Source organism: Paratractidigestivibacter sp. (assembly GCF_963660155.1).
In the GTDB taxonomy this organism is placed as follows: Bacteria; Actinomycetota; Coriobacteriia; order Coriobacteriales; family Atopobiaceae; genus Paratractidigestivibacter.
Genome location: NZ_CAVKWG010000016.1, coordinates 28,063 through 53,050 on the forward strand (window position 1 = coordinate 28,063; position 24,988 = coordinate 53,050).

Below are 24,988 nucleotides of genomic sequence, written 5' to 3' on the forward strand. Positions count from 1 at the left end.
GCAACGTGTGCCGCAAAAATCGCTATCGCAAGGTTAATTCTTAGCCGTTCGGTAGGTTTTTCTTAATTCCTACTTGCGCGCTAGGTTTTATCGTGCCATCCTACGAAACAGCGAGAGAGGCGCCTGCGGGCAGCCCGCCTCGCGACCAGTCGAGCGAAAAGCTTAGGAGGCACTACCATGCGTTATGCGAAGCAGATTGAGGCCCTTATCGGCTCCACCCCCTTGGTGGACCTTTCCGACCTCGCCAGCGGCAACGCGACCGTCTTCGGCAAGTACGAGGCAACGAACCCCGGCGGTTCCATCAAGGACCGCATCGCACGGGCCATCGTTGAGGACGCCGAGCGCGAGGGACGCCTGGCCCCCGGCGGCACCATCATCGAGCCCACCAGCGGAAACACCGGCGTCGGCCTAGCCATGATTGCGGCCGAGCGCGGCTACAAGCTGATCCTCACCATGCCCGAGACCATGTCCATCGAGCGCCGTAAGCTCGCGGCCGCCTACGGCGCCGAGATCGTCCTCACCCCCGGCTCCGAGGGCATGAAGGGCGCCATCGCCAAAGCCAACGATCTGTACGAGCAGACCCCGGGTTCCATCATCGCGGGTCAGTTCGTAAACCCCGCGAACCCCAAGGCCCACTACGAGACCACCGGCCCCGAAATCTGGGCAGACACCGAGGGCACCGTCGACGTCATCGTCGCAGGCGTTGGCACCGGCGGAACCATCTCCGGCACCGCAAAGTTCCTCAAGGAGAAGAAACCCTCCGTCTACGCCGTGGCCGTCGAGCCCGCCGAGAGCGCCGTTCTTTCCGGCGGCAAGCCCGGTGGACACAAGATTCAGGGCATCGGCGCCGGCTTCGTCCCAAATAACTACGACGCCTCCGTGGTCGACGAGGTCTTGCCCACCGCCTCCGCGGATGCCGTCGCCTCCAAGAAGGAGCTGTCCGAGAAGTTTGGGCTGCTCGTCGGCATCTCCGCGGGCGCAGCCGTCAACGCCGCGCTTAAGCTGGCCGAGCGCCCTGAGTTCGCCGGGAAGACCATTGTGGCGATCCTTCCCGACACCGGTGAGCGCTATCTTTCCATGGACCTCTAATAAATCGCAGGTCAAAGCATGTTCGAAACGCTTAAAGAAGATATCCAGTCCGTCATTGCGCGCGACCCGTCCGTGCACTCCGCACGCGAGGTGATGTTGTGGCACACCGGCATGCATGCCGTTTGGGCGTATCGCCGCCAGCACTGGCTGTGGGAGCACGGGGCGCACGGGCTGGCGACTCTGCTCGCGCGCCTCTCCCGCCGCCGGTTCGGCATTGAGATTGCGCCTGCGGCAAAGATCGGCCGGCGCTTCATGATCGACCACGGCATGGGCATCGTCATCGGCGAGACCGCCGTAATCGGCGACGATTGCCTGCTTTACCAGGGCGTCACCCTAGGCATGACCGGCAAGCACGGCGGCAAGCGCCACCCCACGCTCGGCAACGGCGTCATGGTCGGCGCGGGCACCATCGTGCTCGGCGCCATCAACGTGGGCGACAACGTGAAAGTGGCCGCCGGCTCCGTGGTCGTGCACGACGTTCCCGCCAACACGACCGTCGCCGGCAACCCCGCCCACGTCGTCCGCGACCGTACCTGCCCCATGCTGCGGCTCGTCCCCCTCGCCACGGACGTCGACGAGAATATCCGCTGGTCCTGCGCCTTGTAACCCCATCGACTCGGCAAGGCGAGCCCAGGACAAAACATGAGCCCGGCCGCGCGCCCTCTCCTGCGCGGCCGGGCTCGAATTTTATGCGCCAACCGACGGGCTCGGCAGACAAGCTGCGTCCAACTGCGCTCCGTGCGAAGTAAACGCAATTCTGTGCGCCCAACTTCCCTCCGTTCGACCTGATATTTGGCCAACGAAGGCATCAGCGTCAAGAAACCCCAGGTAAGCCAACTGAAAACCGACTGTTCGCCTGATTCCGCGTCGAATTTACGCCGCACGGAAGACAGTTGGGCGCATGGAAACGCCGGCACGTCGCACGGAGGCGAGCTCGATGCAGCATGAAGCCGACCTACCCTATTGAAAACCCAAGAATGCGCAAGGTTTTGCCCTTCGTGCCACGTTTCGGGCATATGGCTGCAAAGTTTTGCCGCTCGTGCAACGTAAATTCGGCCGTGTTCGAAGTCGAAACGCACAAAACCGCAGGTAAATTTTGCGGCTATTCTGCATCGGACGCCCCAATGGCCAAAATCACGTCGCACGAGCGGCAAAACCTTGCATCGGACCTCGCGTTACGTCGCACGAAGGGCAAAACCTTGCAGGAAATAGCCCCTTACCCCAGGCGCATGCCCTCACGACGCTTGCCGGTGAGGCGATCGACGTCCACACGCCACACATCGACGCGCTCGGTGGCCTCTGTGGCGAACTTGACCGGCGCATCGGGCGCCATGTGGGCCATGATCGCCGAAAGGCCGCGGACCTTCTCGCCAGCATCGGTCACGCGCGCCGCGCGGCCGCTCGCCATGACGCTCGCGAACGCGTATGAATACGCGCAGGAATAATCGCCGGAGATGACGCCGCCCTCGACGTCGATCTCGAGCGCCACCTGCGGGTCCGCGGTCCACGCATCGACCTTGCGCCCCTCGGCCGCGCAGTGCAGCCAAAACGTCCAATGCGGCTCAGCGCCATCCGCGCCCTCCTCGACCTCGTAGCCGAAGCTCATCGGCACGACGAACAGGCCCTCGTCGTCGTGCGAGGCCACGCGCACGGTCTGCGCCGCGTCAACAATGGCGCGCAACTCGGTCAACTCAATCACTTCGCGCTTGGCGCGCCTCATCTCTCGATGCATCATCTAGTCCAGCACCCGCTCCATGCCGGTTTTGTACGGGACAAGGCCCATCTTCTCGTAGAACTTCTGCGCGCCGGGATTGCAGCTCCACACGTTAAGCGTCACGTTGTGCGCGCCCAAACCGCGTGCATACTCGAGAACGTGCTGGTAAAGGGCCGTGGCCACGCCCTTGCCGCGCATGGCCTCATCGACGCAGATGTCGTCGATGTACACGGTGACGACCGGCTGCATGTTGTTGGAGCCGCGGAAGTCCTGGATCACGCAGAAGGCGTGGCCGAGCACGCGGTTGCCCTCAACGGCCACGAACACGGGCTTGGTCTCATCGGTAAGAAGCGCACAGAGCTCGGCATCCGAGTACTTGCGCGCGCCCATGATAAAGAGGTCGGGCCGCCCCTCGGCGTGCACGGCACAGACCTGCAGCAGCAGGTCGACGAGACCCGGAACGTCGCCGACGGTCGCGCGGCGCACATCAAAATCCGCCATCGATTACGCCCTTTCCTGCACGTAGGCCACGAACTCGTCGAGCTCGGCCTTGGCCTTGAAGCGCCCGACGAAGGCTGTGTTGCCCAAATCGTCCGAAAGGCCGTCGGGCATGCGGTCGACGCTCATGAGCGACCCCGCGAAGCGCGCCTCGATGTCCTCGCGGCTGTGCGCGTACTCGTAGATGTCGCGACGGCTCGCATGCACGCAGTAATAATCTTCGCCGCCCTTCTCCACATGGCTCTCGTCGAAGCAGACCATGTCGGCCCACACCTGGTAGACGTTAAGCGAGTGGGCGTAGTTCATCATCTCGGGGGTGTAGCCTCCAGGCGGACGCGAGTTGACCTCGAGCCCCACGTAGTCGCCCACACCGCCAAGGCCGGGCTTGTCCTCGGTGAGACGGAAGAACTCCATGTGCACGAAGCGGCTCGCGTAGCCGAAGGCCTTCACGGCCGCGCGACCGTACGCCTGGAGCTTGGGGTCAACGGTCGGGCACGAATAATACGAGATGTCCAGCTGTTGGGCGCATACATCGGCCATGGAGGGCGGGAACTCCTCCTGGTTCTCGAAGAGCGGCTCGCCGTGGCTGTCCACGATTGCATCGTAGGAGCAGATCTCGCCGCCGACGAACTCCTCGAGCACGTAGGGGGTATCGCCTTTGTCGGCAAAAACGCGCTGCAGGTCATCGTCGTTCTCGACCTTCCAAGCACCGCCGGAGCCCATGCCCACCTCAGGCTTGGCGAAGGTCGGGTAGCCGACTTCGGCGGCAAACGCGCGCGCCTCCTCAAGGGTAGTCATCTTGACCTGGCGCGCCACGGGGATACCAGCCGCTCGGTAGCAGGGCTTCATCGCGGCCTTGCTCGTCCAGTCGACAAGCTTCGCGGGGTGGACGCCCGTGGTCACGTTGAAGTCCTCACGCAGGCGGGCGTCGAGCGGAAGCCAGTACTCGTTGTTGGACTCAACCCAGTCGATCTTGCCGTATTTCCAGCTAAAGTAGGCCAGCGCTCGGAAGACCTGGTCGTAGTCCTCGAGCGACGGCAGCCAGTAATACTCGGCGAGGGCATCGGCGAGCTCGGGCGCGATTTGGCCGGTAGGCGTGTCGCCCACGCCGAAGACGGTCGCCCCGTTGCGCGCGAGCGACTCGCAGAAACGGCGATAAACCTCAGGGAACTGAGGCGAAATAAACACGAAGTTCATGGTCTGGTTCTTTCTCGTAGCTAATGGCGCTCTGCTCAAAGGCCTACTTGGAGGACTTCTTGGCAGGCTTCTTCGGAGTTGCGGCGGAGTTCTTCTTTGCTGCGGCGGGCTTCTTCGCGGGCGTCTTCTTCGCGGCGGGTTTCTTGGCAGCGGGTTCCTGCGCAGCCGTGACCTCGGCGGCCACCTGCTCGGCGGGCGCGGCCTCCGGCTCCGGCGCGGCCGCAGCCTCGGCCTCCTCCGGCGCCTTCTTGTACTCGCCGTACGTGCCCTCCTCGATGGCCAGCGTCTTCTTCATGTCCTGCAGCACGATAGGCAAGAAGTAGCGGATCTGCTTCTTCCACCACGGCCAGTCGTGGGAGACATCGGTGCCCCAGAAGTCGCACCACGCGCCGATGCCCAGGCGGCGGAACGCGTGGTCGAGGATGTGCTGGGTGCGCACGCCCTCGTCCTCCCACGCGCCCCGGCCGACGCACAGCACAATCTGGCGCTGGTTGTACACGTCGATGTAGGGATGGTCGGGCGACATATTGGGCAAGAAGTCCGTGGGCGAGCTCGCATAGAGCGTCTCGTTCATCCAGCCATCGAAGAAGTACTTGGCGTCGTAGACGCCGGAAAGCGCGATGCAGCCCTGGAAGAGGTCCGGGCGGCGCAGCACAAAGATGGTGGAGTGCAGAGCACCCATGCTGCAGCCGGCCAAAAGCGGGCGGTGCGCGTTGCCGGAGTACTCGTGCACGAACGGCGTAAGCTCATCGGCCACGTAGCGGTAATACGCCTCGACGAGCTCGGCGCGCTCGCCCTTGTCGCGGTCGTTGGCCGACCACGAGTCGCGGTCAACGTTGCTCACACAGAAAAGCTGCAGCATGCCGGAGCCCACGTAGTCCTCAATGGTGTCGATAAGGCCAAAATCCTCCCAGTTGGTGCAGGGCGAGTCCTGCGTCGGGAAGACAATGACGGGATAGCCTCCCTCGCCATAGACGATGGTGTCCATGTATCGATCGAGGTTCTCGCTGTAGCGGCTCACAAGTTCGCGCTTCAAGGGCGCCCCCTTCCTTGAGTGGGTTTGCCCTTATGGTAGCGCGGGCATATTACGCGCAGGTTGCGCAGGTCGCGGCGCATCGGCGGGCGGGGCCCAATCGATGAGGAACGCCGGCAAGCGGGCCCGCCGAGACGCGCAGCCGTCCCTTAGCGTGGTAACCTAGCTAAGTTATGCAACAACTGTCGCCGCCTAGGGCAAGGAGCCGCCATGCGCACGGGATTCGACAACCAGAAGTACATCGATTTGCAGGCCGAGAGGATCCGCGAGCGCATTGGGAAGTTTGGCGGCAAGCTCTACCTCGAGTTCGGTGGCAAGCTCTTCGACGACAACCACGCGAGCCGCGTGCTGCCCGGCTTCGAGCCCGACGTCAAGTTCCGCATGCTCAAGAGCCTCGCGGCCGACGTCGAGGTCATCATCGCCATCAACGCTAACCACATCGAGAAGAACAAGGCCCGCGGCGACCTCGGCATCACCTACGACGAGGACGTCCTGCGCCTCGTGGACCTCTTCCGCGTAAACGGCATGCAGGTCGCGGCGGTCGTCCTCACCCAGTACTCCGGCCAGGCCGCGGCCGACGCGTTCCGCCGCCGCTTGGCGGAGCTCGGCATCGCCTGCAAGCTCCACTACCCCATCGAGGGCTACCCGCACGACGTCGACCTGATCGTCTCCGACAAGGGCTACGGCAAAAACGAGTTCGTGGAAACATCCCGCCCGCTCGTCGTGGTCACGGCCCCCGGCCCCGGCTCCGGCAAGCTGGCCACCTGCCTTTCCCAGATCTACCACGAGCACAAGCGCGGCGTCGAGGCGGGCTACGCCAAGTTCGAGACGTTCCCCGTGTGGAACCTGCCGCTCTCGCACCCCGTGAACATCGCCTACGAGGCCGCGACCGCCGACCTTGACGACGCGAACATCATCGACTCCTTCCACCTGGACGCCTACGGCGAGACGACCGTCAACTACAACCGCGACGTCGACGCCTTCCCCGTGGTGCGCGCCCTTATGGAGAAGATCCTGGGCGAGTCCCCCTACCAGAGCCCGACCGACATGGGCGTGAACATGGTCGGCTTTGCCATCAGCGACGACGATGCCTGCCGCGAGGCGTCGCGCGCCGAGATCGTGCGCCGCTACTTCACGGCCTGCGAGCAGGTAAAGCGCACGGGTGCCGGAGCCGAGCAGGTGGACAGGCTGCGCTCCATCATGCAGAAGGCCGGCGTGGACAAGAACTTCTCGCCCGCGCGGTCGGCGGCGCTTACGCGCGAGCAGGTCACGGGGGCTCCGGCCGGTGCGCTCATCCTGCCCGATGGGCGCGTGGTCACGGGCAAGACCTCCGAGCGCCTCGGCTGCGCGAGCTCGCTTCTGATGAACGCGCTCAAGGCGCTCGCGGGCATCGACCTCGAGCTCGAGGTGATAAGCGACGACGCAATCGAGCCGATCAGCCGCCTGAAGACGCGCTACCTCGGCGCCAAGAACCCGCGCCTGCACACCGACGAGACCCTGATGGCGCTCTCCATCACGTCCGCCGCGAGCGAGGCCGCGGCTCGCGCGCTCGCCGGCCTGGGCGAACTACGCGGCTGCGACGCGTTCTTCTCGGTGATCATCAGCTCCACCGACGAGGAGGTGCTGCGCCGCCTAGGCGTAAACGTCTGCTGCGAGCCCAAGTTCGAGCGCAGCGGCCTGTTCCACCGGTAGAGGGACGGCGGAACAGTTATACGAGCTTCGCGTAGTCCTGTGCCTGATGGAAGAGATGGGCGACTTTGACCTCGCCGCTCTCGTACTTGTATAGGACGATGTACTTACCAGCCCGGGCCCTGCGATACCCGCATGCGCAGAGCCTGGGCTCGGTCGAGTACGGGTACATCTCCGGGAACTTCTCCACGTTTTGCTTGAACGCTTTATATCCTGCGGCAAGATCTCGCACAACCTTGCCCGTCTCGTCAACGCTCTCGAGATACTCGAGGGTACCCCAAAGGTCGCGGCGCGCCTCGAGCGACTCGAAGACCTTACACGCCATAGCGGGCCTCGAGAGATGCGACGGTCTCGGACGCGTCGCGAACCCGACCCTCGGCAAAATCCGACTCGGCACGGTCTATTGCCTGGTAGAGACGCGACCTGGCAGCCTCAAGCTTCATCGACTCGTACTCCTCGATGGACATCGAGACAAAGGCGTCCTTACCGTTGCGCGTCACGATAACCGGGCCTCGGGCGCTCGCCACCGTCTCGGCAAACGTCGTCGTGTCCTTCAGGTCTTTGATGGGTACGCAGACACTCATGACGGCAGCCTCCTCCAGTCGATTTATCGACATTATAGGCTCTATCCCAGAATTATGGGATAGGCGTTTTAGGCTGAACGGAGGACCGAACCGACGGCGCCTGTCACCGCGCCGTCCAGCAGGCAGTCGAGGAATGCGCGCGACGCGGACGAGGTGGTGCAGCGTGCTTGGCGTGAGCCCAAGTTCGAGCGTAGCGGGCTGTTCCACCGGTAGAGGGGCAGCGGAACAGCCCGCCGTCGATTACGTCTTGTGGCGGTCACGCGATTCTTGCGCGGCGAGAATAATCATGGCAGCAAGCCATGCCAGACAATCCACAACGGCAAATGCGCACCAAACGAAGGTAACGCCATCGTCGGAGCCAAGTTCACCCTCAGAACAAAGATAGACGCCAAAGCTCAGATGGCCCATCCCGTATCTCTGGCAGAAATCAATGACCTTTTCTACCTTCATGTCCAGCTCCAAAAAGTCAGAGAGACTTCAATCAGAAAGTCCACGGAATCCAATAGGGACCCCAACTATGGCCATTCTTTGAGAAGGTGGTGTTGGCAGCATAGTCAACGTAAGGGTCGTAGCGCTCGTAATACAAGGTGTAGAAAACTTTAGTGTCCCCTGCCTGTCCTATAATATGTTTAATGATTTCTGATCCGACGGAAACGAGTACAGCAGCGACAGTGGTTGTGCCGCCAATATTAGTAATAAGAACCCCAACAAACGCTGCAACAGTAACGGCAGCAATTTCTCTAATGTAGAAGGAACTTGACCCCATTGAAACCCAGTTCGCCGGCATAATCGGATCGATATAAGCAGCGACGGCCCCGTCGATCCGCACGACGCCCTCGTCTTTGCTGAAAACCACCACGGAAGACTCGCCCGTGCCCAGGTTCAGAATAGTTGTCTGGTTGTCCCCCGAATCCGTGGTCGAGTAAGTAAATCGGTACTCAGCCCCGTCGATGACGCAGGTCTCGGGCTCGCGCGAGCCGAATGGGGCGGACTCGGGCATGGTTGTCACGACGGTTTCGCCAGTGCCGCCCTCGGCATAGGCCGGCTTAGGCAACGCCAAGGCCGTGGCAGACGCAAGCCCAAGGGCAAGAAATGAGCGGCGGTTGATGGAAGTCTCGGTCAGCCTATCTTGAAGCATGGGAACCTCCTTATTCAGTTTCACCTGCATTTCTTTGGTTACTGCGGTGATGTGTATTTACCTGAGAACGGCCCCGCACTTTCCGCTGTACCCCCTGGTACAGCCAAGCGGCGTGGAATTCTCGCCGAACGGCGTATCCCGGGTGTCAGATAGCTAAAAAAGACCGGATTACCTCGGTAAACGAAACGCTTGAGCACAGGCGCTAATCGTCATCTTGCGCGCCATTCGCTTGGGGCAGGACCATCGTCGGGGCCCCATCCCACCCTACGCCGCGCCGTCCAGCAGGCAATCCAGAAACGCACGGGCCGCGGTGGAGAGAAGCCCCGGGCGGTAGACCGCGGCGAGCTCGCGGGTCACGGGCGGGTCGAGCGGGCGACGCTCGATGCGATACGGGCAGCGCGTGAGGATGAGCCCCGGCAGGATGGAAAGCCCGAGGCCATTCTCGACCATAGACATGATGGCGTAGTCGTCCCAAGTAGATAGACGCGCCTGAGGCTCGAGTCCCGCTTGCTCGAAGAGAGGGCTTATCTCGTTGTCGCTTCCGCGCTCGAGCAGGATAAACGGCTCGCGGGCAAGGTCGTCAAGGCGTATGCGCTCCTTCGCCGCAAGCTCGTGACCCCGCGGGACGACGGCCAAGAGCTCGTCCACCAGCACGACCTCCCGCGCCAGGTCCTCGCGAGGGTCCTGCGGCGGATACGGCAAAAAGCCCAGGTCAACGAGTCCGTCCGCCACCCAGCTCTCGATCTCGGAATAGTCGCCCATGCGCAGCTCAAACTCGACCTGAGCATGGCCCGCCTGGAAGCGCTCGATCACGCTCGGCAGGACATGGGTGGCCACCGACGAGAACGTGCCGACCACGATCGAGCCCGACTGCGCGCCCGCGACCTCGGCCACGCGCTCACGCAGGCGCCGCTCGTCTTCGCAGACGGCCTCCACGAACGGCATGACCTGCTCGCCGTCGGCCGTGAGGCGCACCCCCTTGCGTCCGCGCTCCAGCAGCCGGACGCCCCACTCACGCTCGAGGTCGGCGATCATGCGGCTCACGCCCGACTGGCTGTAGGTGAGCTTTCGGGCCGCGGCGCTGATGCTGCCCGCGCGCACCGTCTCGACGAGCGCCTGGTACTTGTGGATGGCGGAATCCATGGTCTTGACCCCTTACGATTATCCATGCGTAATTGTGCTTATACGTATGCTAAACATTCGCTTTTATCCTAACAGTGACCCTGCCAATATGTACTGCGGAAAATCTCACCTCACCTGCGGGAAAGCGACGCCGAACACATGGACAACGCCACCAAGAAGTACCTCCTCTCGCTCGTCCTCTTTGGGTCGAACGGCATCGTCGCGAACATGATCGACCTGCCGAGCAACCTGATCGTGCTCGTGCGCGTCACGCTCGGCGCGGCTTTGCTCGTGGCCCTCGTCGCCCTCTCGCGCGATGCCCGCAAGAACCTCCAGGCGCCCAAGCACCGCAGACAGGCCGCCTACCTGGCCACTTCCGGCGCGGCCCTCGGCGTGGCATGGCTTTTCCTCTTCGAGTCTTACAAGCACATCGGCGTCGGCGTGGCGTCGCTGCTCTTCTACTGCGGCCCCGTCATCGTCATGGCGCTCTCGCCCATGATTTTCAAGGCCCGCCTCACCGCGATCAAGATCTGCGGTTTTGCGGCCGTTATCCTCGGCGCGTTCCTCGTCGTGGGCCAGGGCCTCGGCCAGGGCATCGCGCCCATGGGCCTTCTCCTCGGCGCCATGTCGGCCGTCATGTACGCGGTCATGGTCATCTTTAGCAAGAAGGTCACCGACATCGGCGGCGCGGAATCCTCCGCCATCCAGCTCTGCGGCAGCTTCGGCGCCGTGGCGGCCTACATGGTCGCGAGCGCCCTCACCGGCTCGCTCGCGCTGCCGAGCATGGCCGCGCTTGCCAACGTTAACCTGGCCGCCGTCCTCTGCATCGGCCTCGTGAACACCGGCTTCGGCTGCTACCTCTACTTCTCCAGCATGGGCAAGCTGCCCGTGACCCGCGTGGCCGTCTGCGGCTACCTCGAGCCGCTCTCGGCCGTGGTGCTCTCGGCCGTGCTTCTCGGCGAGCCGATGAGTGCAGCCAATGTGCTCGGCGCGTGCCTCATCCTCGGCGGCGCCATATGGTCGGAGCTCGGCGAGAAGATCAGCGTCCGCGGCCGCGTCCGCAGGCTCGCCGCGGCATAAGGCACCGGCGTTTCTTGCGCTACTCCCCCAAGGCCCCGGAGTCCCGGCTCCGGGGCCTTGTTTTGTGAACAAAGAGGCGCGGCTTCGCACGTCTCGACAGGCGGAGCCTATTCTTAATGGCGCACACAGCGAGCCGACCTTTGGAGAAACATGGCCTTTGAACTCATCGCTTTTGATATGGACGGGACACTGCTCGACTCCTGCAAAGAAGTGCTTCCGAGCAGCATCGAGGCCGTGAGCGAGGCGGTTGCGGCCGGCAAAGTCGTCGCCATATCCTCGGGCCGGGTGCCACACATGATCGAGCCGTACCGAGAGATTCTCCCCGGGGTCCGCTACGCCGTCTGCAGCGCCGGCGCGCAGGTCTTCGACCTTGAGGCCGGCCGCGCGCTTCGCATGCACCCGATGGACTGCTCGCTTGTCGAGAAATGCATAGCCGTGGCCGACGAGATCTCGAGCGCCGGAAACTACGTCCTCGAGGTGGGCGACGATAAGACGTCGATCCTCGAGACTGGCGAGCTGGCGCTGTGCGGCGCGTGCGGCGTCGGCGTCTACGAGGGCATTTTCCGCAGCGAGGGCAAACTCGTGGACGACGCCCACGCCATCGCGCTCGACCCGACGACACCCGTGTGCAAAATGGTCATGCATCTGCCGAGCGTGTCGCAACGCGACCAGGTCCACGCAAAGCTCGCCGGCGAGAACCTCATGATCTCCGACTGCGAGGTCTCGAGCATCGAGTTCACGGCCGCAGGAGTCAACAAGGGCACGGCGCTGATGGAGCTCGCCGAGGTTTTAGACCTCGAGATGTCGCAGGTCATCGCCGTGGGCGACGCTGAGAACGATGTGGCGATGCTTCGCGCGGCGGGCCTCGGCGTGGCCATGGGCAACGCGATTCCCGCAGCCGTCGCCGCCGCCGACGTGCAGGTTTCCGACTGCGACCACGGCGGCTGCGCCGAGTCCATCCGCCGCTTCCTTCTTACCGAATAAGACACGGGGACAGTCCTTTCATCCTATTTTTTTGCGCCGAAAAGACGAAGGAACTGTCCCTCTGTCTGATTTTCAGCGCGGGCAAAGCGTTGCGGCGAGGCGTTGGAATACGGCGGCGACTTGTTTATCTAGGTAGCTGAAAGCGCATACTCCTCTCAACGGCAAGCGAACCGTCGTTGGAAGGAGCATCCATGAACACAGATGGCCTTATGAGAAAGGTCGGCGTGACGGTTATTACCGGCTCGCTCGTATTTGCGCAGGTACCCGTGGCAGCCATTGCCGAGGAGGCCAACGCGGGCCAGGCTCCGCAGGCAGCCGATGGCACGACCCCGCCCGAGAAGCCCGAGGGCGAAGCGGGCGACGAAGGCGGCATGGGCGAGGAGCCTCCCGGGGGCTTCGGCGGCGGCCAGGGAGGCGAGGCGCCCGGCGGGCAGCCCGGCGAGGGCGGCGGCATGGGCGGCGCGAACACCATGACCTTCGACTATTCCGGCAGCTACTCGGGCGCGGCGACGGCCGACGGCGAGCCCGTCTCCAAGGAGAGCGAGACCATCGAGGCGACCGAGTCCGATGTCAACGCGGCGCTTGCTCAGAACGGCGGTGCGCTCACCCTCACCGACGTCACGCTCACCAAGTCCGGCGACGACACCAACGGCGACAACTGCAACTTCTACGGCCTGAACTCGGTGCTTCTCGCCGTGGGCGAAGCAAGCTCGGTGGTCATAAAGGATTCGCAGCTTTCCGCCACGAGCGAGGGCTCCAACGGCATCTTTGCCACCGATAACGCGACGGCGCTGGCCAAGGGCGTGACCATCTCCACCACGGCCGGCAACTCGCGCGGCCTGGACGCCACTTACGGCGGCACGATCCTCGCCGGCGACGTTGACATCACCACCAAGGGCGACCACTCCGGCGGCGTGGCCACCGACCGCGGCGGTGGCACGATCTCGCTGGTCGGGGGCGCCATCTCCACCGCGGGCTCCGGCTCGCCGCTGCTGTACTCCACCGGCAACATCCAGGTGAACAACATCACCGGAGTTGCGACGGGCAGCCAACTCGTGGGCATGGAGGGCCTGAACACGGTGCTCATCAGCAACTCCACGCTGGAGAGCACGCAGACCGAGAAGACCGCGAGCGATCCCGTGGCCGACGGCGTAATCATCTACCAGTCCACCTCGGGCGACGCCGAGGCGTCAACGGGCGAGACGGCCACCTTCCAGGCCGTGGACTCTACGCTCAAGAGCGCCATCCAGTCGGGCTCGATGTTCTACCTGACCAATACCACCGCCGACGTGGTGCTCAAGAAAACGACGCTGGACTTTGACTCCACCGCCGCGAACCTGCTCTATGCCGCCGGCAACGACGCCAATAACTGGGGATCTGCCGGCAAGAACGGCGCCACGGTCAAGTTCACGGGCATCCAGCAGGAGCTTCGGGGCAACGTGGTGGCCGACACTATCTCCAGCATCGACCTGCACCTGACCGACGAGACCACCTGGACGGGTGCCGCGAGCATCGAGGAGAACTCGGCCGGATCCACCTCTGAGACGCCGATCACCGTCAACGTAGGCTCGACGTCCACCTGGGTCGTGACCGCCGACTCCACCATAAGCGCTCTGAACGTGGCCGACGGCGGCAAGGTCGTCGACGCCAACGGTAAGGTCGTAACCATCGTTTCCGCTGGTCAAACGGTTGTATCCGGAGATTCGGACCTCACCGTCACCGTGACCGGCGCCTATTCCACGAGCTACGACGAGAGCTCCGCCGGCAGCGTCTCCACCGACACCATCGACCGGACCGCCTACACCGAGGCCTTCGGCGAGGACGCCGACGCGACTCAGGCCAGTGACTCCTCGGCCGCGGACTCGAACGCCGAAACCGCCAGCGCGACCTCCTGGTGGGACGCCATCGTGGCATGGTTCAAGGGTCTTTTCAGCCTTTAAGCCTTCCGTCGTAACCAAACTCTCGCATTTGAGTGCCTTGTGGCGCATTGGGTGAGTAGACCGTCCATAAATACCAGTAAATTGGCTGTTGAGAAGGTTCGTCTACTTGCCTAAACAGCAGCAAGGCACTCAAATGCTGAACTTTGCGTCTTGCAGCCACCGAAACGTGGCGCCGGCCTACCCTATCGGAAGCTTCCACCAGTCAACAAACAGCTCGCCGCGCAATTTCCGGGCTGCAGCCTCCTGTGCCGCCGTCTTATCACGCTGAGGCCTCTTCAACGCGCGGGCCACGGCACCTGAAAAAGCAGCGAACCTAGACGGGCTGTTGAGCTGAGCATACGTAAGGGGCAAAACCGCAACACCCTCAAGGCTCAATGCGGCGATTCGGTCCGAATCGGACAAAAAACTAGGCTCATTGTCGTGAAACGCAGCGCTTTGACACTCAACATCGAGGCCGCCGGGCCAGAACAAATCGCAATAGCAGCACTGTCGCTGAGCGAGGAGTTTGGCGTCAGAGGTGAGCTCGACCTTCTCATTGAACGTGAAGTCCCCAAAGCCCTCGCCACCGCGGCGCCTGGAGAACCCGAGAAGGATGCCGGCCTGAGTCTCGAAAGGCGACGCCGCCAGCGGCTTCACTAGACCAATGGCGTCCCTAAAGGTCTTGCGCCCGCGGACAAAATCCGCCTGAGCCAGGAAATCCTCCAGCTCATTTGGCGTGGTCAACGGAGGGCGAGACCAGAGCTCGCCTAGCTTATTGCCGGCATTTAGACATGGCCGCCAGCCCTCGATCGTCGGGAGCTTGCCGCGATCAACCATTCGTTGCAGCAAGGAAGACACGGGCTGCGGAGCACGATACACCGCATAGCCGCCGCAAAGCTCAGAGGCGAGCATCACTGCACGCGTCAGAGGCGACCTCGACGCAAGCTGCACCAAGGTGAAAGCCGGAGACGTGACTTCCAGATCGTAGGTGATGCCCTTAACAGACCCCACGGGAAGGGGGCTCTTCCAAAGAGCGTATCGGGTAATGCTTGTGGTGTGGCGTTGCTCCGGAGTTCTGGCCAGCAGCTCCACAGGCCCATCGTCAAATAGCGATATAAGCGGAGACGACTCGCGAACAACCCGCAGGTCCTGGCCTTGAGTTCGCCTCGCGACCGAGCATGCTCGCGAGAATGAAAGGCGCTCGACAATCTCGGTGCGGGCTGCAGTCAGCTCGGCCTCCGTCAGGCAATTCTTCAGCAGGTAATCATCCTCCTGGCCCGTGGCAAGGAGTTTCACGATCGGCGGCGTCCGCCAATACTGGTAAGCCGTTGATGCACAAAGCGTCGTATCCATGGGGCGACGTTACCATGAGTTGCTATTGGGCGCGCCGTAATGTCGGCAGGCGCGAAAACAGGCCGAGCAGAATACAAACTCCAGCATTTGAGTGCCTTGCTGCGTTTTTCCCGAGTAGCCAAGCCAAAAATCCCAGCAAAACCGCTCTTAATTGCGCGGCTCTACTCAGGCAAACCCCGGCAAGGCACTCAAATGCTGGAGTTTAGATTTTAAAAGTAGGCGCCAAGGCACAAAATTAAGCCTAACGGGGCATGCGGTCGTGGTTGATCTCGCGATAGAAGAGCTCGCGGACCGTTTGCGGATCGCGCGACTGGCCAAGCACCCACATGGTCTTGGCGACGAGCGCCTCGGTGGTCATGTCGTCGCCCTTGAGAATGCCCGGGTTCTCGGCGAACGCGCGACCGACCTCATAAACGCCCAGGTCAAGGCCCTCCTCCGGCACCTGCGTGGTAACAACCAGCGTGCGCCCGGAGTCCACCCAGCCAAAGATGGCGTCGCGCAGCACGTCGGGGATGCCCCCGATGCCGAAGGTTTCCAGGATAATGGCGTCGTAATCGCGTTTGAGCAGCTCAAATATGGTGGGCTGGAACTCCGGCGTAAGTTTGAGCACGATGACGTGCTCGTCGAGGCTGTCGTAGAGGCTCGGACCCGCATCCGCGCCCGAGGCCGCAACGGGACCGAGGCCCGCGCCCGCCCGCACAATGCGGTCGTTGCGAATGTAGGCAAGCGAAGGATAGTTCATGCTCGTAAAGGCGTTGAAGCTCATGGTCCGCTGCTTGTGTGCGCGCGTCCCGGCGATAACCTTACCCGAGAAAACCACGGAAACGTCCCTGCTCGCGTCGTCGACGGCATAAAGAACAGCCTGGTAAAGGTTGAGTTTTGCGTCCGTGAAGGGGCTTGCCATCGGTTGCTGAGAGCCGGTAAGCACAATCGGCTTGCTTGAATCCTGGATCAAATAGGAAAGCGCCGCCGCGGTATAGGCCATCGTATCGGTGCCATGCAGCGCGACAAAACCGTCGTAGCGGTCGTACGCCTCCACGATGACGTCGCGGATGCGCAACCAGTCGCGCGGGCGCATGTTGGTGCTGTCGATGTTCATCGGCTGAACAAAGTTCAGCTCAGCGATGGCGTCCAGAAGCGGGACCATGTCCGCCAACTCGCGGCCGGTCATCGTGGGAGCAAGCCCCGCCCCGTCGGACGTGGACGCGATGGTGCCGCCGGTGGCGATGATAAGCACGCGCTTCACGTGCGCCTCCTGTCTGCTGCCGAGATAAGCCTCGGCCATTCTACGACAAGCGCCCCGGTCGCCGCGAAGGGCAACCGGGGCGCCGACACGCTATCCAAAAAACCTGGCGGGGAGCCCCGCCGCCGTCTTACTCGGCCTGCTCCTCGACCGGCAACATGGCCTGGTCCACGTAGGAGCGCACGACGTCGCAGCTCTTGCGCATGGCGCGGCGCTCGTTGTACGAAAGGTCGATCTCGAGCACGCGCTCGATGCCCTCCATGCCGAGCATACACGGCACGCCGATGGAGATGCCGGACTCGCCGTACTCGCCGTCGAGGTGCGCGGAAAGCGGCAAGACGATGCTCTCGTTGTGCAGAATCGAGGCGATGATGCTCGCCACGACCGAGCCGATGCCGAACTCGGTGCAGCCCTTGCCGGCCACGATGGAGCTGCCGGACTCGCGCACGCGCTTCATGACGTCGTCGAAATTGATGTCCGTGTCGGAGTGGACAAGCGAGAGGTACTCGCGAAGGTCGATGCCCTGCACCGAGATGTGCGACGTCGGGATGAAGCTCGAGTCGCCGTGCTCGCCCATGCAAATGGCCTGGATCTGCTTGGAGTTGACTCCGATGATCTCGGAAAGGGCGCGGCGCAGACGCGCGGAGTCGAGCAGGGTGCCCGTGCCGAAGACCTGGCTGCGCGGCAGGCCGAGGTTGCGGTAGAGGTACTCGGTCACCACGTCGCAGGGGTTAGAGACGCTGATAAGGATGCCGTGGAAGCCGGACTCGCGGATGCCGGTCACGATACCCTCCAGGATCTTGAGGGTGCCGCCGAGCATCTCGAGGCGGGTCTCGCCAGGGCGGCGCGAACGACCGGCGGTGAGCACCACGAAGTGGGCGTCGACGCAATCGGAGTAGTTGCCGACGCGGATGACGAAGTTGTCGCCCAGGCCGGACGCGAGGTCGTTCAGGTCGCCCGCCTGCGCAGCGGCTGCCTCTTGGTTGATGTCAACAAACACGATCTCGTTGACCAGGTGCTGGAACATGAGGCACAGCGCGCTGTGCGATCCCACGCGCCCCGCACCGACGATGACGACCTTGCGCGGCTTGATCTCTTCACTCATATAAACAACCTCCGAACATAGAAAATCCGGCGCGCGAGCACGCCGGGCTACAGATAAGAAAAGCAGGTATCCCGTCTGGGAGACACCTGCTCATCTTAAGGTCGTGTCAAGGCAAAAACACACCTAAACAGTCGTTTATTCGCTAGTCGCGCGTAAGCTTTCGGTGAAGGCGATGCGGCTTTGATGCCTCGACGCCGAGGCGCTTCTCGCGGTCCTTCTGGTAGTCGTCGAAGTTGCCCTCGAACCAGTGCCAGCGGCCGGGGTTCTCGTCGTCGCCCTCCCAGGCCAGGATGTGCGTGGCCACGCGGTCGAGGAACCAGCGGTCGTGGGAGATGACCACCGAGCAGCCGGGGAACGCCTCGAGGGCCTCCTCGAGCGACTCCAGCGTCTCGACGTCGAGGTCGTTGGTGGGCTCGTCCAGAAGCAGCAGGTTTCCGCCCTGCTTGAGCGTCAGCGCCAGGTTCAGGCGGTTGCGCTCGCCGCCGGAGAGCACGCCCGCGCGCTTCTGCTGGTCCTTGCCCTTAAAGCCGAAGGCGGCCACATAGGCGCGCGACGGGATCTCCTGGTCGCCCACTTGGATGAAGTCGTTGCCGTCCGAGACGACCTCCCAGAGGGTCTTGTCGGGGTCGATGCCGGCGCGCATCTGGTCGACGTAGGAGAGCTTGACGGACTCGCCCACCTCGAGGGAGCCGGAGGTCACGTCCTCGAGGCCGACGATGGTCTTGAACAGGGTGGACTTGCCCACGCCGTTGGGGCCGATGACGCCCACGATGCCGTTGCGCGGCAGGATGAAGCTGAGGTCGTCGATGAGCACGCGGTCGCCGAAGGACTTGCAGAGGTGGTCGGCGACCAGGACCTTATTGCCCAGGCGCGGGCCGACGGGGATCTGGATGTCGGTGTAGTCGACCTTCTTGGACGCGCGGGCCTCGGCCTCCATCTTCTCGTAGGCAGCAAGACGCGCCTTGCTCTTTGCCTGGCGGGCCTTGGGGCTGGAGCGCACCCACTCGAGCTCGGACTTCATCTTCTTGGCGCGGCGGGCGTCCTGCTGGTTCTGGGCCTCGAGGCGGGCGGCCTTCTTCTCAAGATAGGTGGAGTAGTTGCCCTCGTAGGGGTAGAGCTGCCCGCGGTCGACCTCGCAGATCCACTCGGCCACGTCGTCGAGGAAGTAGCGGTCGTGCGTGACGGCCATAACGGCGCCGGGGTAGTTGTGCAGGAACTGCTCGAGCCACAACACCGACTCGGCGTCGAGGTGGTTCGTGGGCTCGTCAAGAAGCAGCAGGTCAGGGGCCTCAAGCAGCAGCTTGCAGAGAGCGACGCGGCGACGTTCGCCGCCCGAGAGGTGCGCCACGGACTCGTCGGGGTCCGGGCACTGCAGGGCGTCCATGGCCTGCAAGAGCTGCGAGTCGAGGTCCCAGCCGTTGGCGGCGTCGATCTCGGTCTGCAGCTGGCCCATCTCCTCCATGAGAGCGTCGAAGTCGGCGTCGGGGGAAGCCATCTCCTCGCCGATGGCGTTGAAGCGGGCGACCTTGGCGATGATGTCGCCGAAGGCCATCTCGATGTTCTCCTTGACGGTCTTCTCGTCGTCCAGGTGCGGCTCCTGCTGCAGCAGGCCCACGGTGTAGCCGGGGGTGAGGTGCGCCTCGCCGTTGGAGATGTCCTCTAGGCCGGCGATGACCTTGAGCAGCGTGGACTTACCTGCGCCGTTGGGGCCCACGACGCCGATCTTTGCGCCGGGGTAGACGCCGACGGTCACGTCGTCGAGAATCACTTTGTCGTGGACGGCCTTGCGGGCCTTGTAGAACTGATAAACGAACTCGGCCATGGAATTCCTCCCGGTCGTGGTCTGCGACCGCATCCGCTGCGCGGTTGAAGGTCGCGGTTGGCTCAACCCCCTCATAGTACCCGAGGTTTATACTGGAGGGCCGGGCGTCGAGGGAGCTGCCATGAACTATGCGGAAATCAAATATTGCGACATCGCCAACGGCACGGGGGTGCGCACGACGCTCTTCGTGAGCGGCTGCCGCCTGCGCTGCCCGCACTGCTTCAACGAGGTCGCATGGGACTTTTCCGCAGGTAAGCCGTTTACACGCGAGGTCGAGGACGACCTTATCGCGTCGCTGGAGACGCCGTTTGTGGCAGGGCTCTCGGTGCTCGGCGGCGAGCCGATGGAGCCCGAGAACCAGGAGGGGCTCGTGGGGTTCCTCGAGCGCGTGCGCGGCCGTTTTCCGCGCGAGGGCGAGGGCGCGGGCGCGAATGGCGACGCGGGCGCCAAGACCATCTGGATGTACTCCGGCCACACCTTCGAGCAGCTGGCGCCCGGCGGCGCGTGGAACCTGGGCGAGGTGACCGACCGGATCCTCGACACCCTCGACGTGCTGGTAGACGGGCCCTTCGTGCAGGCGGAGCACGACATCACGCTGCGCTTTTGCGGGTCGGCGAACCAGCGGATCATCGATGTGCCGGCAACGCTCGCGGCTGACGGCGATGTCGTGCTGTGGGAGGACGACCCGGTCTTTTCGACGCACGCAATGTAGGCGAACGGGGCCCGGGCAACCGCTGTGTAAGACGATGTCGGATTTTCTCGGTATGCCTGAGCTGGGCATTGTTGAAAACTCAAGCACCATTTCGACTCAAGGCGACGCAACTCGACACGCAATCTGCGGCCGATTCGGCGCGATAGCTCTCCCGCGGCCGTATACAGGCCGCTCATCCCATTACTATTTGAACCGAATCAACCAAACAAGCCTTCTACCTGCGGCGGAAGAATTCTGTAAGAATTCGGGAAGAACGCGGTAAGCGACCTTGCCGCTACCATCTGCGCACCACATCCAGCGAAGATTGGAGCGCCGATGAGCATCTGTATTGACTGCGGCAAGCACAGGATCGTCCTCATACCCAGCGAAGGAGAGCCGCCGGGCCCCGATGACGTCGCACCGTTTTATATTGCGCTGAACCGCCTGCTCGGTTATGCCAACGAGAGGCTCCGTGTTGTCGACGACAAGCACCCCGTGCTCTGCGGCGAGAGCCGCGCGGCAGGCGAGGCGGGCGCGCTTGTGAGCGAGCGGCTTTGGCTGAACCCGTGGGTCATCGAGGAGTACGTCGAGAAGAACCCGCTGAAGATACACGATGCCGAGCTCGAGATCGTGGCGCCGTGGCGCTTCGCGTACCGCGGCGTCTTCGTCGTGGCGCGGGCGGCGCCCGACCACCTGCTGCTGCTCAACCAGGACCGCGCGTTCTGCGCACGCAGCATCGGCTTCCCGGCCGACGAGGCGGTGCGCGTCGTCCCCTGCATCGCCGTGCTCACGTTGCTGCCCTTCAAGGGCGGCATCGTGACCGACAGCAAGTACCTGAGGCTTTGCGACGATCTGAGCGCATCGGACGCAGCCGATGTTCGTGAAGCGGCGCGCAGGCTCACCGACCTGGGCGTTATTGCCTCGGCCGCAGAACTCATCGAGTACGTCTCCGAGCTCCCGGACGGCGACCACGTGCCGGAGGTTTGGCGCGGAATCGTGGAGGAGACCTACGCGGCCTTTAAGGAGGAGCACTGATGGGCAACCGGGCGATCATCACCACAGCCGACAAAGAAATCGGCATCTACCTGCACTGGAACGGCGGGCGCGACTCAGTGGAGGCGTTTTTGGCCTACTGCGCGCTCAAAGGCTACCGCTCCCCCACCACCGACCCTTCCTACGGCTTCGCGCGCCTCGCGCAGGTCGTCGGCAACTTCTTTGGCGGTGGGCTTTCGGTCGGCGTCGTGGACGGCGACCATATCGAAGGCATGGGCGCGAGCCTCGACAACGGCATCTACATCCTCGACGGCTGGGACATCAAGGAACGCATCTTTCCCTACGAGGGCTACTGCGACGAGCATTGCCTCGACCTCGCCGCCTGGCTTCGCGCCATCGACAGCCGCCAGCCGGCAAGCGAGCAGCTCGGCGAACAAATTTACGCAGGTGTGGTAAGCGCTAAGTCAGATTGATGGCTACCCTGCATCAGTTTGATGTGTGTTTGACATCTAATTGACGCGATTATAGGATTCGAGGTGTCAGATGAGGTTCATTTGGGACACGGATAAGGCCCTGTCCAACGAGGAAAAGCACGGCGTTTCTTTCCAAGAGGCGGCAGAGATACTTCAAACGGAATGTTTTCGAGTACCTGTATCCAGCAAGGGCGAGCGGCGGATTCTTGCTATAGGCAAAGTTCACGGCGAATATCTCAGCGTCATCTATACGGAAAGAAACGGTGCTTTGCGAATTATCTCGGCACGCCACTCGTCGAAGAAGGAGCGTATCGCCTATGAAAGAGATCACAACAGAAGAATTCGATGAGATGTTCGAAAAAGGGGAGGACATCACCCCATATCTGGATTTTGAAAGCGCTGCCAAATGCAACAACGGCAAGGCACGAATCAGCATCACTATTCCCGAATGGCTGATGTATCGCCTCGACGAAGAGGCATATCGCCGTGCCATCTCGCGCTCGGCGCTGATCAACGTCGTCCTGGTGGATTGGGCCGATTCCGCGAAAAGCCCAGGCCAGGTCGAGTCCGACCCCACCGTGGCGTAGCCCGGCAACAAATCGAATACCGCAATGCGCCGCGCCCGCCGAAAGCAGCCGTAGCTTTCGGCGGGCGCGGCGGCAATTACACGGCAAGTGGACGGCGGATGCGGCGCGAACGGCCATCGCAGGCAGCAAACGGGACTGAAATCATGCAGCGTTCCCACAAACTTCGCCGAGTGCGCACCTTAATTCATACCGGTGCTATAGAGCTGACGATTTGCCTTGCAATAGCTGCGGAAATGTAGGCGGAAGAGGTCTGATAGAGAGCTGTTCCAAATTAAGGTGCACACTCGACGAAGTTTGGTTGCGAATGCCCGCAAAAGAGCCCATGAAGTGGGCCTCACGCGGCTAAACCGCTCGTCGAAAGCAGCCTTCGCCTTCGACGGGCACCATTTGTTCTGCTTACAAAGTCATTACTGGCAAACCCGCCGCGTTTTTTGCTAGTATGCCCGAGAGAAGGCCCGCGTGGTCCGCGTGTTGCGCGAGAGCGGACACGCCGTGGGCTTTATGGGCGACGGCGTGAACGACGCCGCGGCCATGCGCGAGAGCGACTGCGGCATATCGGTGGACTCCGCCACCGACGTGGCCCGCGAGGCGGCCGATATCATCCTTCTGGAGAAGGACCTCATGGTGCTGGAGCACAGCATCGAGGCCGGCCGCCGCACCTACGCGAACATGATCAAGTACGTGAAGATGACCGTGAGCAGCAACTTCGGCAACATCTTCTCGGTCGTGGCCGCCGCGGCACTGCTGCCGTTCTTGCCCATGAGCGCGGTGCAGCTCCTGCTGCTGAACCTTATCTATGACTTGACCTGCACGGCAATTCCCTGGGACCGCGTCGACGACGACATGATCGCGCACCCCTGCCGCTGGGACGCCGCGTCGGTTCGCCGCTTCATGGTGACCTTCGGCCCGGCGAGCTCCGTCTTCGACATCGCCACCTTCGCGGCGCTCTTCTTCTGGCTCTGCCCGATGACCGCGGGCGGCGCATGGGAGACGCTCGATGCCGCGGGCCAGGCGCTCTTCGTGGGCACCTTCCAGGCCGGATGGTTCATCGAGAGCATGTGGACGCAGACGCTCGCCGTCCACCTCATGCGCAGCGAGAAGGGCCTATTCCACGGCGACCACGCCGCGTGGGTCCTCGTCGCGCTGGGCGCCGCGGGTGTGGCCGTGGCAACCGCGCTGCCTATCACCCCACTCGGCGAGACGCTCGATTTCTGCCCGCTGCCTGCGCAATTCGCCGGCCTTCTCGCCGCCGTCGTCGCAGGCTATACCGCGCTGGTCAGCATCGCCAAGCGCCTCTTCGTCCGCCGCGAGGGCTCGCTGCTGTAGCGCAACCGATGCAACAAGTTCAGCGCTGTGGGACGAAAAGAGAACGGCTAGCCCTTACAGACCTCGCTTCGATGCCCCACCGAGTACAAAACGCCCAGCTGAACGATCCGCCTGCCGACTAGACGCGGCCGCCGCCTAATCGATGAGGCCGAAGTAGCGCAGGGTCTCGGCGAGGCCGTCGTCGGCAATGTCGGGGCACACGTAATCGGCGGCGGCCTTGGCGGCGTCGGTGCCGTTGCCCATGGCCACGCCGATGCCGCAGTACTCGAGCATCGGCGCGTCGTTGCCGCCGTCGCCGAACGCGATGGTCTCCTCGGGCGCGATGCCGTAGCGCTCGAGCGCGGCCTTGACGCCGGTCGTCTTGCTGCTGGTGTCCGAGATCACGTCGCAGAACAGATCGCACCAGCGCGTCACGATGCAATCGGGCATCTGCTCCTGCATCCACGCGTCGCGCTCGGGCCCGACGAACGCGCAGAAGGAGTACAGCGGTACCTCGCGCATGGCGGCGATGCTGCGCACGGGATACTTGCTCGCAACGTGCTCCTCGAGCTCCGCCACGCGCGCGGTGTGCCGGTTACAGAAGATGCCGTCCAGGCTGAGGCCCAGGATATCGAGGTCCTCGGCCTCGGCGAGGTCGAGGAACCGCTGCGCGATCGCGGGGTCGATCGGCGCGTCGTAGTACGCGCCGTCTTTGTCATAGCAGTGCGAGCCCGTCATGGTGATAAACGAGTCGAACCCGCCTTCGAAGCCCTCGAAGCCGTTGGTGACGCAGGTCGGCAGCTGCGCCTGCGGGCGCCCGGAGCAGATGATGCACATCACGCCGCGACGGCGCAGCTCCGCGAGCGCGGCCTTCGCGCTCGAAGGAATCAGGTTATCGGTGCTCTTTGCGAGCAGCGTGCCGTCGACGTCGAAAAACGCGGCCTTGATCATGTTGCCTCCCCCGAACAGGCGCCTCTTGCGCCCTCGATTCTAAACGTTTGCTTCCCGCGCCGTTTGGCGACGTCCCTGATGCGCAAAAAAGCCCGCAGGTACAGGTACCTACGGGCCGCGATTCTTGCTACTTGCACAAAGGGTTGCACTAAGTGCTACGCCAGAGCCTCCACAACCTTGTCGCCCATCTCGGCGGCGCCGAGGATGTGGTCGGCCGGGGTGCTGGCATCGGCGATGTCGCGGGTGCGCCAGCCGTCGTTGAGCACGCGCTCCACGGCGGCCTCGATCCAGCCGGCCTCCTCGACCATGTCGAGCGCGTAGGTCAGGAGCATGCCCGCGGAGAGGATCTGCGCGAGCGGGTTCGCGATGCCCTGGCCCGCGATGTCGGGGGCGGAGCCGGCGCTCGGCTCAAAGAGGC

27 protein-coding genes are annotated in these 24,988 nt (G+C 63.2%); 12 read left to right on the plus strand and 15 right to left on the minus strand.

The window, feature by feature from the left end; genetic code table 11:
* The first annotated feature begins 177 nt into the window (after positions 1–177).
* Together cysK and cysE are read left to right on the plus strand one after the other, a co-directional pair.
* Positions 178–1,089 carry a cysteine synthase A gene (cysK, locus tag U5709_RS02150; RefSeq protein WP_321972664.1) on the plus strand — a complete coding sequence of 304 codons (912 nt, stop codon included), beginning with the start codon at positions 178–180 and terminating at the stop codon, positions 1,087–1,089.
* Between the two features lie 18 nt (positions 1,090–1,107).
* Complete coding sequence (gene cysE, locus U5709_RS02155; protein ID WP_321971592.1) at positions 1,108–1,695, plus strand: serine O-acetyltransferase; 588 nt, start codon at positions 1,108–1,110, stop codon at positions 1,693–1,695.
* A gap of 610 nt (positions 1,696–2,305) precedes the next feature.
* Here cysE and U5709_RS02160 read toward each other — a convergent pair.
* The 4 genes from U5709_RS02160 to U5709_RS02175 are packed head-to-tail and all read right to left on the minus strand — an operon-like array spanning position 2,306 to position 5,534.
* Positions 2,306–2,788: a pyridoxamine 5'-phosphate oxidase family protein gene (locus tag U5709_RS02160; protein WP_321972665.1), complete on the minus strand. Its 483-nt coding sequence runs from the start codon at positions 2,786–2,788 to the stop codon at positions 2,306–2,308.
* A 36-nt stretch (positions 2,789–2,824) separates the two neighbouring features.
* Entirely contained in the window at positions 2,825–3,304 is a 480-nt protein-coding gene (locus U5709_RS02165; RefSeq protein WP_321971594.1) for a GNAT family N-acetyltransferase, read from the minus strand.
* A gap of 3 nt (positions 3,305–3,307) precedes the next feature.
* Positions 3,308–4,498, minus strand: a complete 1,191-nt coding sequence (locus U5709_RS02170) for a hypothetical protein (RefSeq protein WP_321971595.1) — start codon at positions 4,496–4,498, stop codon at positions 3,308–3,310.
* A gap of 43 nt (positions 4,499–4,541) precedes the next feature.
* Positions 4,542–5,534, minus strand: coding sequence for an esterase family protein (locus U5709_RS02175; RefSeq protein WP_321971596.1), 993 nt, complete (start codon positions 5,532–5,534; stop codon positions 4,542–4,544).
* A 207-nt stretch (positions 5,535–5,741) separates the two neighbouring features.
* Here U5709_RS02175 and U5709_RS02180 point away from each other — a divergent pair, with 207 nt between their 5' ends.
* On the plus strand, positions 5,742–7,223 hold the full coding sequence (locus U5709_RS02180; RefSeq protein WP_321971597.1) for a DUF1846 domain-containing protein: 1,482 nt from the start codon (positions 5,742–5,744) through the stop codon (positions 7,221–7,223).
* A gap of 16 nt (positions 7,224–7,239) precedes the next feature.
* On the opposite strand, the gene U5709_RS02185 is transcribed toward U5709_RS02180, so the two are convergent.
* The 5 genes from U5709_RS02185 to U5709_RS02205 all read right to left on the minus strand — a co-directional run bounded on the left by U5709_RS02185 (position 7,240) and on the right by U5709_RS02205 (position 10,085).
* Complete coding sequence (locus U5709_RS02185; protein WP_321971598.1) at positions 7,240–7,545, minus strand: type II toxin-antitoxin system RelE/ParE family toxin; 306 nt, start codon at positions 7,543–7,545, stop codon at positions 7,240–7,242.
* Positions 7,535–7,837, minus strand: a complete 303-nt coding sequence (locus U5709_RS02190) for a type II toxin-antitoxin system prevent-host-death family antitoxin (RefSeq protein ID WP_321971599.1) — start codon at positions 7,835–7,837, stop codon at positions 7,535–7,537. Before U5709_RS02190 ends, U5709_RS02185 begins: the two co-directional genes overlap by 11 nt.
* Before the next feature lie 207 nt (positions 7,838–8,044).
* Positions 8,045–8,254, minus strand: coding sequence for a hypothetical protein (locus tag U5709_RS02195; protein WP_321971600.1), 210 nt, complete (start codon positions 8,252–8,254; stop codon positions 8,045–8,047).
* A 31-nt stretch (positions 8,255–8,285) separates the two neighbouring features.
* Positions 8,286–8,942 carry a hypothetical protein gene (locus tag U5709_RS02200; protein ID WP_321971601.1) on the minus strand — a complete coding sequence of 219 codons (657 nt, stop codon included), beginning with the start codon at positions 8,940–8,942 and terminating at the stop codon, positions 8,286–8,288.
* A gap of 264 nt (positions 8,943–9,206) precedes the next feature.
* Positions 9,207–10,085 carry a LysR family transcriptional regulator gene (locus tag U5709_RS02205; protein ID WP_321971602.1) on the minus strand — a complete coding sequence of 293 codons (879 nt, stop codon included), beginning with the start codon at positions 10,083–10,085 and terminating at the stop codon, positions 9,207–9,209.
* 138 nt (positions 10,086–10,223) lie between these two features.
* Here U5709_RS02205 and U5709_RS02210 point away from each other — a divergent pair, with 138 nt between their 5' ends.
* The 3 genes from U5709_RS02210 (at position 10,224) to U5709_RS02220 (ending at position 14,068) form a co-directional block, all read left to right on the plus strand.
* On the plus strand, positions 10,224–11,144 hold the full coding sequence (locus U5709_RS02210; protein WP_321972666.1) for a DMT family transporter: 921 nt from the start codon (positions 10,224–10,226) through the stop codon (positions 11,142–11,144).
* 150 nt (positions 11,145–11,294) lie between these two features.
* Positions 11,295–12,128 (plus strand): Cof-type HAD-IIB family hydrolase, encoded by an 834-nt coding sequence (locus U5709_RS02215; protein WP_321971604.1) that lies wholly within the window; start codon positions 11,295–11,297, stop codon positions 12,126–12,128.
* Between the two features lie 191 nt (positions 12,129–12,319).
* Positions 12,320–14,068 (plus strand): hypothetical protein, encoded by a 1,749-nt coding sequence (locus tag U5709_RS02220; protein WP_321972667.1) that lies wholly within the window; start codon positions 12,320–12,322, stop codon positions 14,066–14,068.
* A gap of 177 nt (positions 14,069–14,245) precedes the next feature.
* Here U5709_RS02220 and U5709_RS02225 read toward each other — a convergent pair whose 3' ends face one another.
* The 4 genes from U5709_RS02225 to ettA form a co-directional block, all read right to left on the minus strand.
* A complete protein-coding gene (locus U5709_RS02225; protein ID WP_321972668.1) occupies positions 14,246–15,400 on the minus strand; it encodes a hypothetical protein in 1,155 nt (384 codons plus the stop codon).
* A 241-nt stretch (positions 15,401–15,641) separates the two neighbouring features.
* A complete protein-coding gene (locus U5709_RS02230; RefSeq protein ID WP_321971607.1) occupies positions 15,642–16,646 on the minus strand; it encodes an asparaginase in 1,005 nt (334 codons plus the stop codon).
* Positions 16,647–16,773: 127 nt separating this feature from the next.
* The gene (locus U5709_RS02235; protein ID WP_321972669.1) at positions 16,774–17,748 is read right to left on the minus strand and encodes an L-lactate dehydrogenase; all 975 of its coding nucleotides are present in this window, start codon (positions 17,746–17,748) and stop codon (positions 16,774–16,776) included.
* 142 nt (positions 17,749–17,890) lie between these two features.
* On the minus strand, positions 17,891–19,570 hold the full coding sequence (ettA, locus tag U5709_RS02240; protein ID WP_321972670.1) for an energy-dependent translational throttle protein EttA: 1,680 nt from the start codon (positions 19,568–19,570) through the stop codon (positions 17,891–17,893).
* Positions 19,571–19,691: 121 nt separating this feature from the next.
* On the opposite strand from ettA, the gene nrdG reads away from it, so the two are divergent.
* The 6 genes from nrdG to U5709_RS02265 all read left to right on the plus strand — a co-directional run bounded on the left by nrdG (position 19,692) and on the right by U5709_RS02265 (position 23,640).
* Entirely contained in the window at positions 19,692–20,282 is a 591-nt protein-coding gene (gene nrdG, locus U5709_RS02245; protein ID WP_321972671.1) for an anaerobic ribonucleoside-triphosphate reductase activating protein, read from the plus strand.
* Between the two features lie 315 nt (positions 20,283–20,597).
* A complete protein-coding gene (locus U5709_RS02250) occupies positions 20,598–21,296 on the plus strand; it encodes a hypothetical protein (protein WP_321972672.1) in 699 nt (232 codons plus the stop codon).
* The gene (locus U5709_RS02255) at positions 21,296–21,727 is read left to right on the plus strand and encodes a hypothetical protein (protein ID WP_321972673.1); all 432 of its coding nucleotides are present in this window, start codon (positions 21,296–21,298) and stop codon (positions 21,725–21,727) included. Before U5709_RS02250 ends, U5709_RS02255 begins: the two co-directional genes overlap by 1 nt.
* 70 nt (positions 21,728–21,797) lie before the next feature.
* Entirely contained in the window at positions 21,798–22,076 is a 279-nt protein-coding gene (locus tag U5709_RS10645) for a BrnT family toxin (protein WP_415860341.1), read from the plus strand.
* Positions 22,045–22,314: a type II toxin-antitoxin system BrnA family antitoxin gene (gene brnA, locus U5709_RS02260; RefSeq protein WP_321972674.1), complete on the plus strand. Its 270-nt coding sequence runs from the start codon at positions 22,045–22,047 to the stop codon at positions 22,312–22,314. Before U5709_RS10645 ends, brnA begins: the two co-directional genes overlap by 32 nt.
* 459 nt (positions 22,315–22,773) lie before the next feature.
* On the plus strand, positions 22,774–23,640 hold the full coding sequence (locus U5709_RS02265) for an HAD-IC family P-type ATPase (RefSeq protein ID WP_321972675.1): 867 nt from the start codon (positions 22,774–22,776) through the stop codon (positions 23,638–23,640).
* 135 nt (positions 23,641–23,775) lie between these two features.
* Here the strand turns inward: U5709_RS02265 and U5709_RS02270 are convergent, their stop codons facing one another.
* The gene (locus U5709_RS02270) at positions 23,776–24,570 is read right to left on the minus strand and encodes a Cof-type HAD-IIB family hydrolase (RefSeq protein WP_321972676.1); all 795 of its coding nucleotides are present in this window, start codon (positions 24,568–24,570) and stop codon (positions 23,776–23,778) included.
* A gap of 155 nt (positions 24,571–24,725) precedes the next feature.
* On the minus strand, positions 24,726–24,988 hold a 263-nt coding region (locus U5709_RS02275), incomplete at its 5' end, for an isocitrate/isopropylmalate family dehydrogenase (protein ID WP_321972677.1).

Coding starts and splice junctions, on each gene's coding strand:
- cysK (WP_321972664.1), top strand. CDS start 178: ATGCGTTATGCGAAGCAGATTGAGGCCCTTATCGGCTCCACCCCCTTG.
- cysE (WP_321971592.1), top strand. CDS start 1,108: ATGTTCGAAACGCTTAAAGAAGATATCCAGTCCGTCATTGCGCGCGAC.
- U5709_RS02165 (WP_321971594.1), bottom strand. CDS start 3,304: ATGGCGGATTTTGATGTGCGCCGCGCGACCGTCGGCGACGTTCCGGGT.
- U5709_RS02170 (WP_321971595.1), bottom strand. CDS start 4,498: ATGAACTTCGTGTTTATTTCGCCTCAGTTCCCTGAGGTTTATCGCCGT.
- U5709_RS02180 (WP_321971597.1), top strand. CDS start 5,742: ATGCGCACGGGATTCGACAACCAGAAGTACATCGATTTGCAGGCCGAG.
- U5709_RS02185 (WP_321971598.1), bottom strand. CDS start 7,545: ATGGCGTGTAAGGTCTTCGAGTCGCTCGAGGCGCGCCGCGACCTTTGG.
- U5709_RS02190 (WP_321971599.1), bottom strand. CDS start 7,837: ATGTCGATAAATCGACTGGAGGAGGCTGCCGTCATGAGTGTCTGCGTA.
- U5709_RS02195 (WP_321971600.1), bottom strand. CDS start 8,254: ATGAAGGTAGAAAAGGTCATTGATTTCTGCCAGAGATACGGGATGGGC.
- U5709_RS02200 (WP_321971601.1), bottom strand. CDS start 8,942: ATGCTTCAAGATAGGCTGACCGAGACTTCCATCAACCGCCGCTCATTT.
- U5709_RS02205 (WP_321971602.1), bottom strand. CDS start 10,085: ATGGATTCCGCCATCCACAAGTACCAGGCGCTCGTCGAGACGGTGCGC.
- U5709_RS02210 (WP_321972666.1), top strand. CDS start 10,224: ATGGACAACGCCACCAAGAAGTACCTCCTCTCGCTCGTCCTCTTTGGG.
- U5709_RS02215 (WP_321971604.1), top strand. CDS start 11,295: ATGGCCTTTGAACTCATCGCTTTTGATATGGACGGGACACTGCTCGAC.
- U5709_RS02220 (WP_321972667.1), top strand. CDS start 12,320: ATGAACACAGATGGCCTTATGAGAAAGGTCGGCGTGACGGTTATTACC.
- U5709_RS02225 (WP_321972668.1), bottom strand. CDS start 15,400: ATGGATACGACGCTTTGTGCATCAACGGCTTACCAGTATTGGCGGACG.
- U5709_RS02235 (WP_321972669.1), bottom strand. CDS start 17,748: ATGAGTGAAGAGATCAAGCCGCGCAAGGTCGTCATCGTCGGTGCGGGG.
- ettA (WP_321972670.1), bottom strand. CDS start 19,570: ATGGCCGAGTTCGTTTATCAGTTCTACAAGGCCCGCAAGGCCGTCCAC.
- nrdG (WP_321972671.1), top strand. CDS start 19,692: ATGAACTATGCGGAAATCAAATATTGCGACATCGCCAACGGCACGGGG.
- U5709_RS02250 (WP_321972672.1), top strand. CDS start 20,598: ATGAGCATCTGTATTGACTGCGGCAAGCACAGGATCGTCCTCATACCC.
- U5709_RS02255 (WP_321972673.1), top strand. CDS start 21,296: ATGGGCAACCGGGCGATCATCACCACAGCCGACAAAGAAATCGGCATC.
- U5709_RS10645 (WP_415860341.1), top strand. CDS start 21,798: ATGAGGTTCATTTGGGACACGGATAAGGCCCTGTCCAACGAGGAAAAG.
- brnA (WP_321972674.1), top strand. CDS start 22,045: ATGAAAGAGATCACAACAGAAGAATTCGATGAGATGTTCGAAAAAGGG.
- U5709_RS02270 (WP_321972676.1), bottom strand. CDS start 24,570: ATGATCAAGGCCGCGTTTTTCGACGTCGACGGCACGCTGCTCGCAAAG.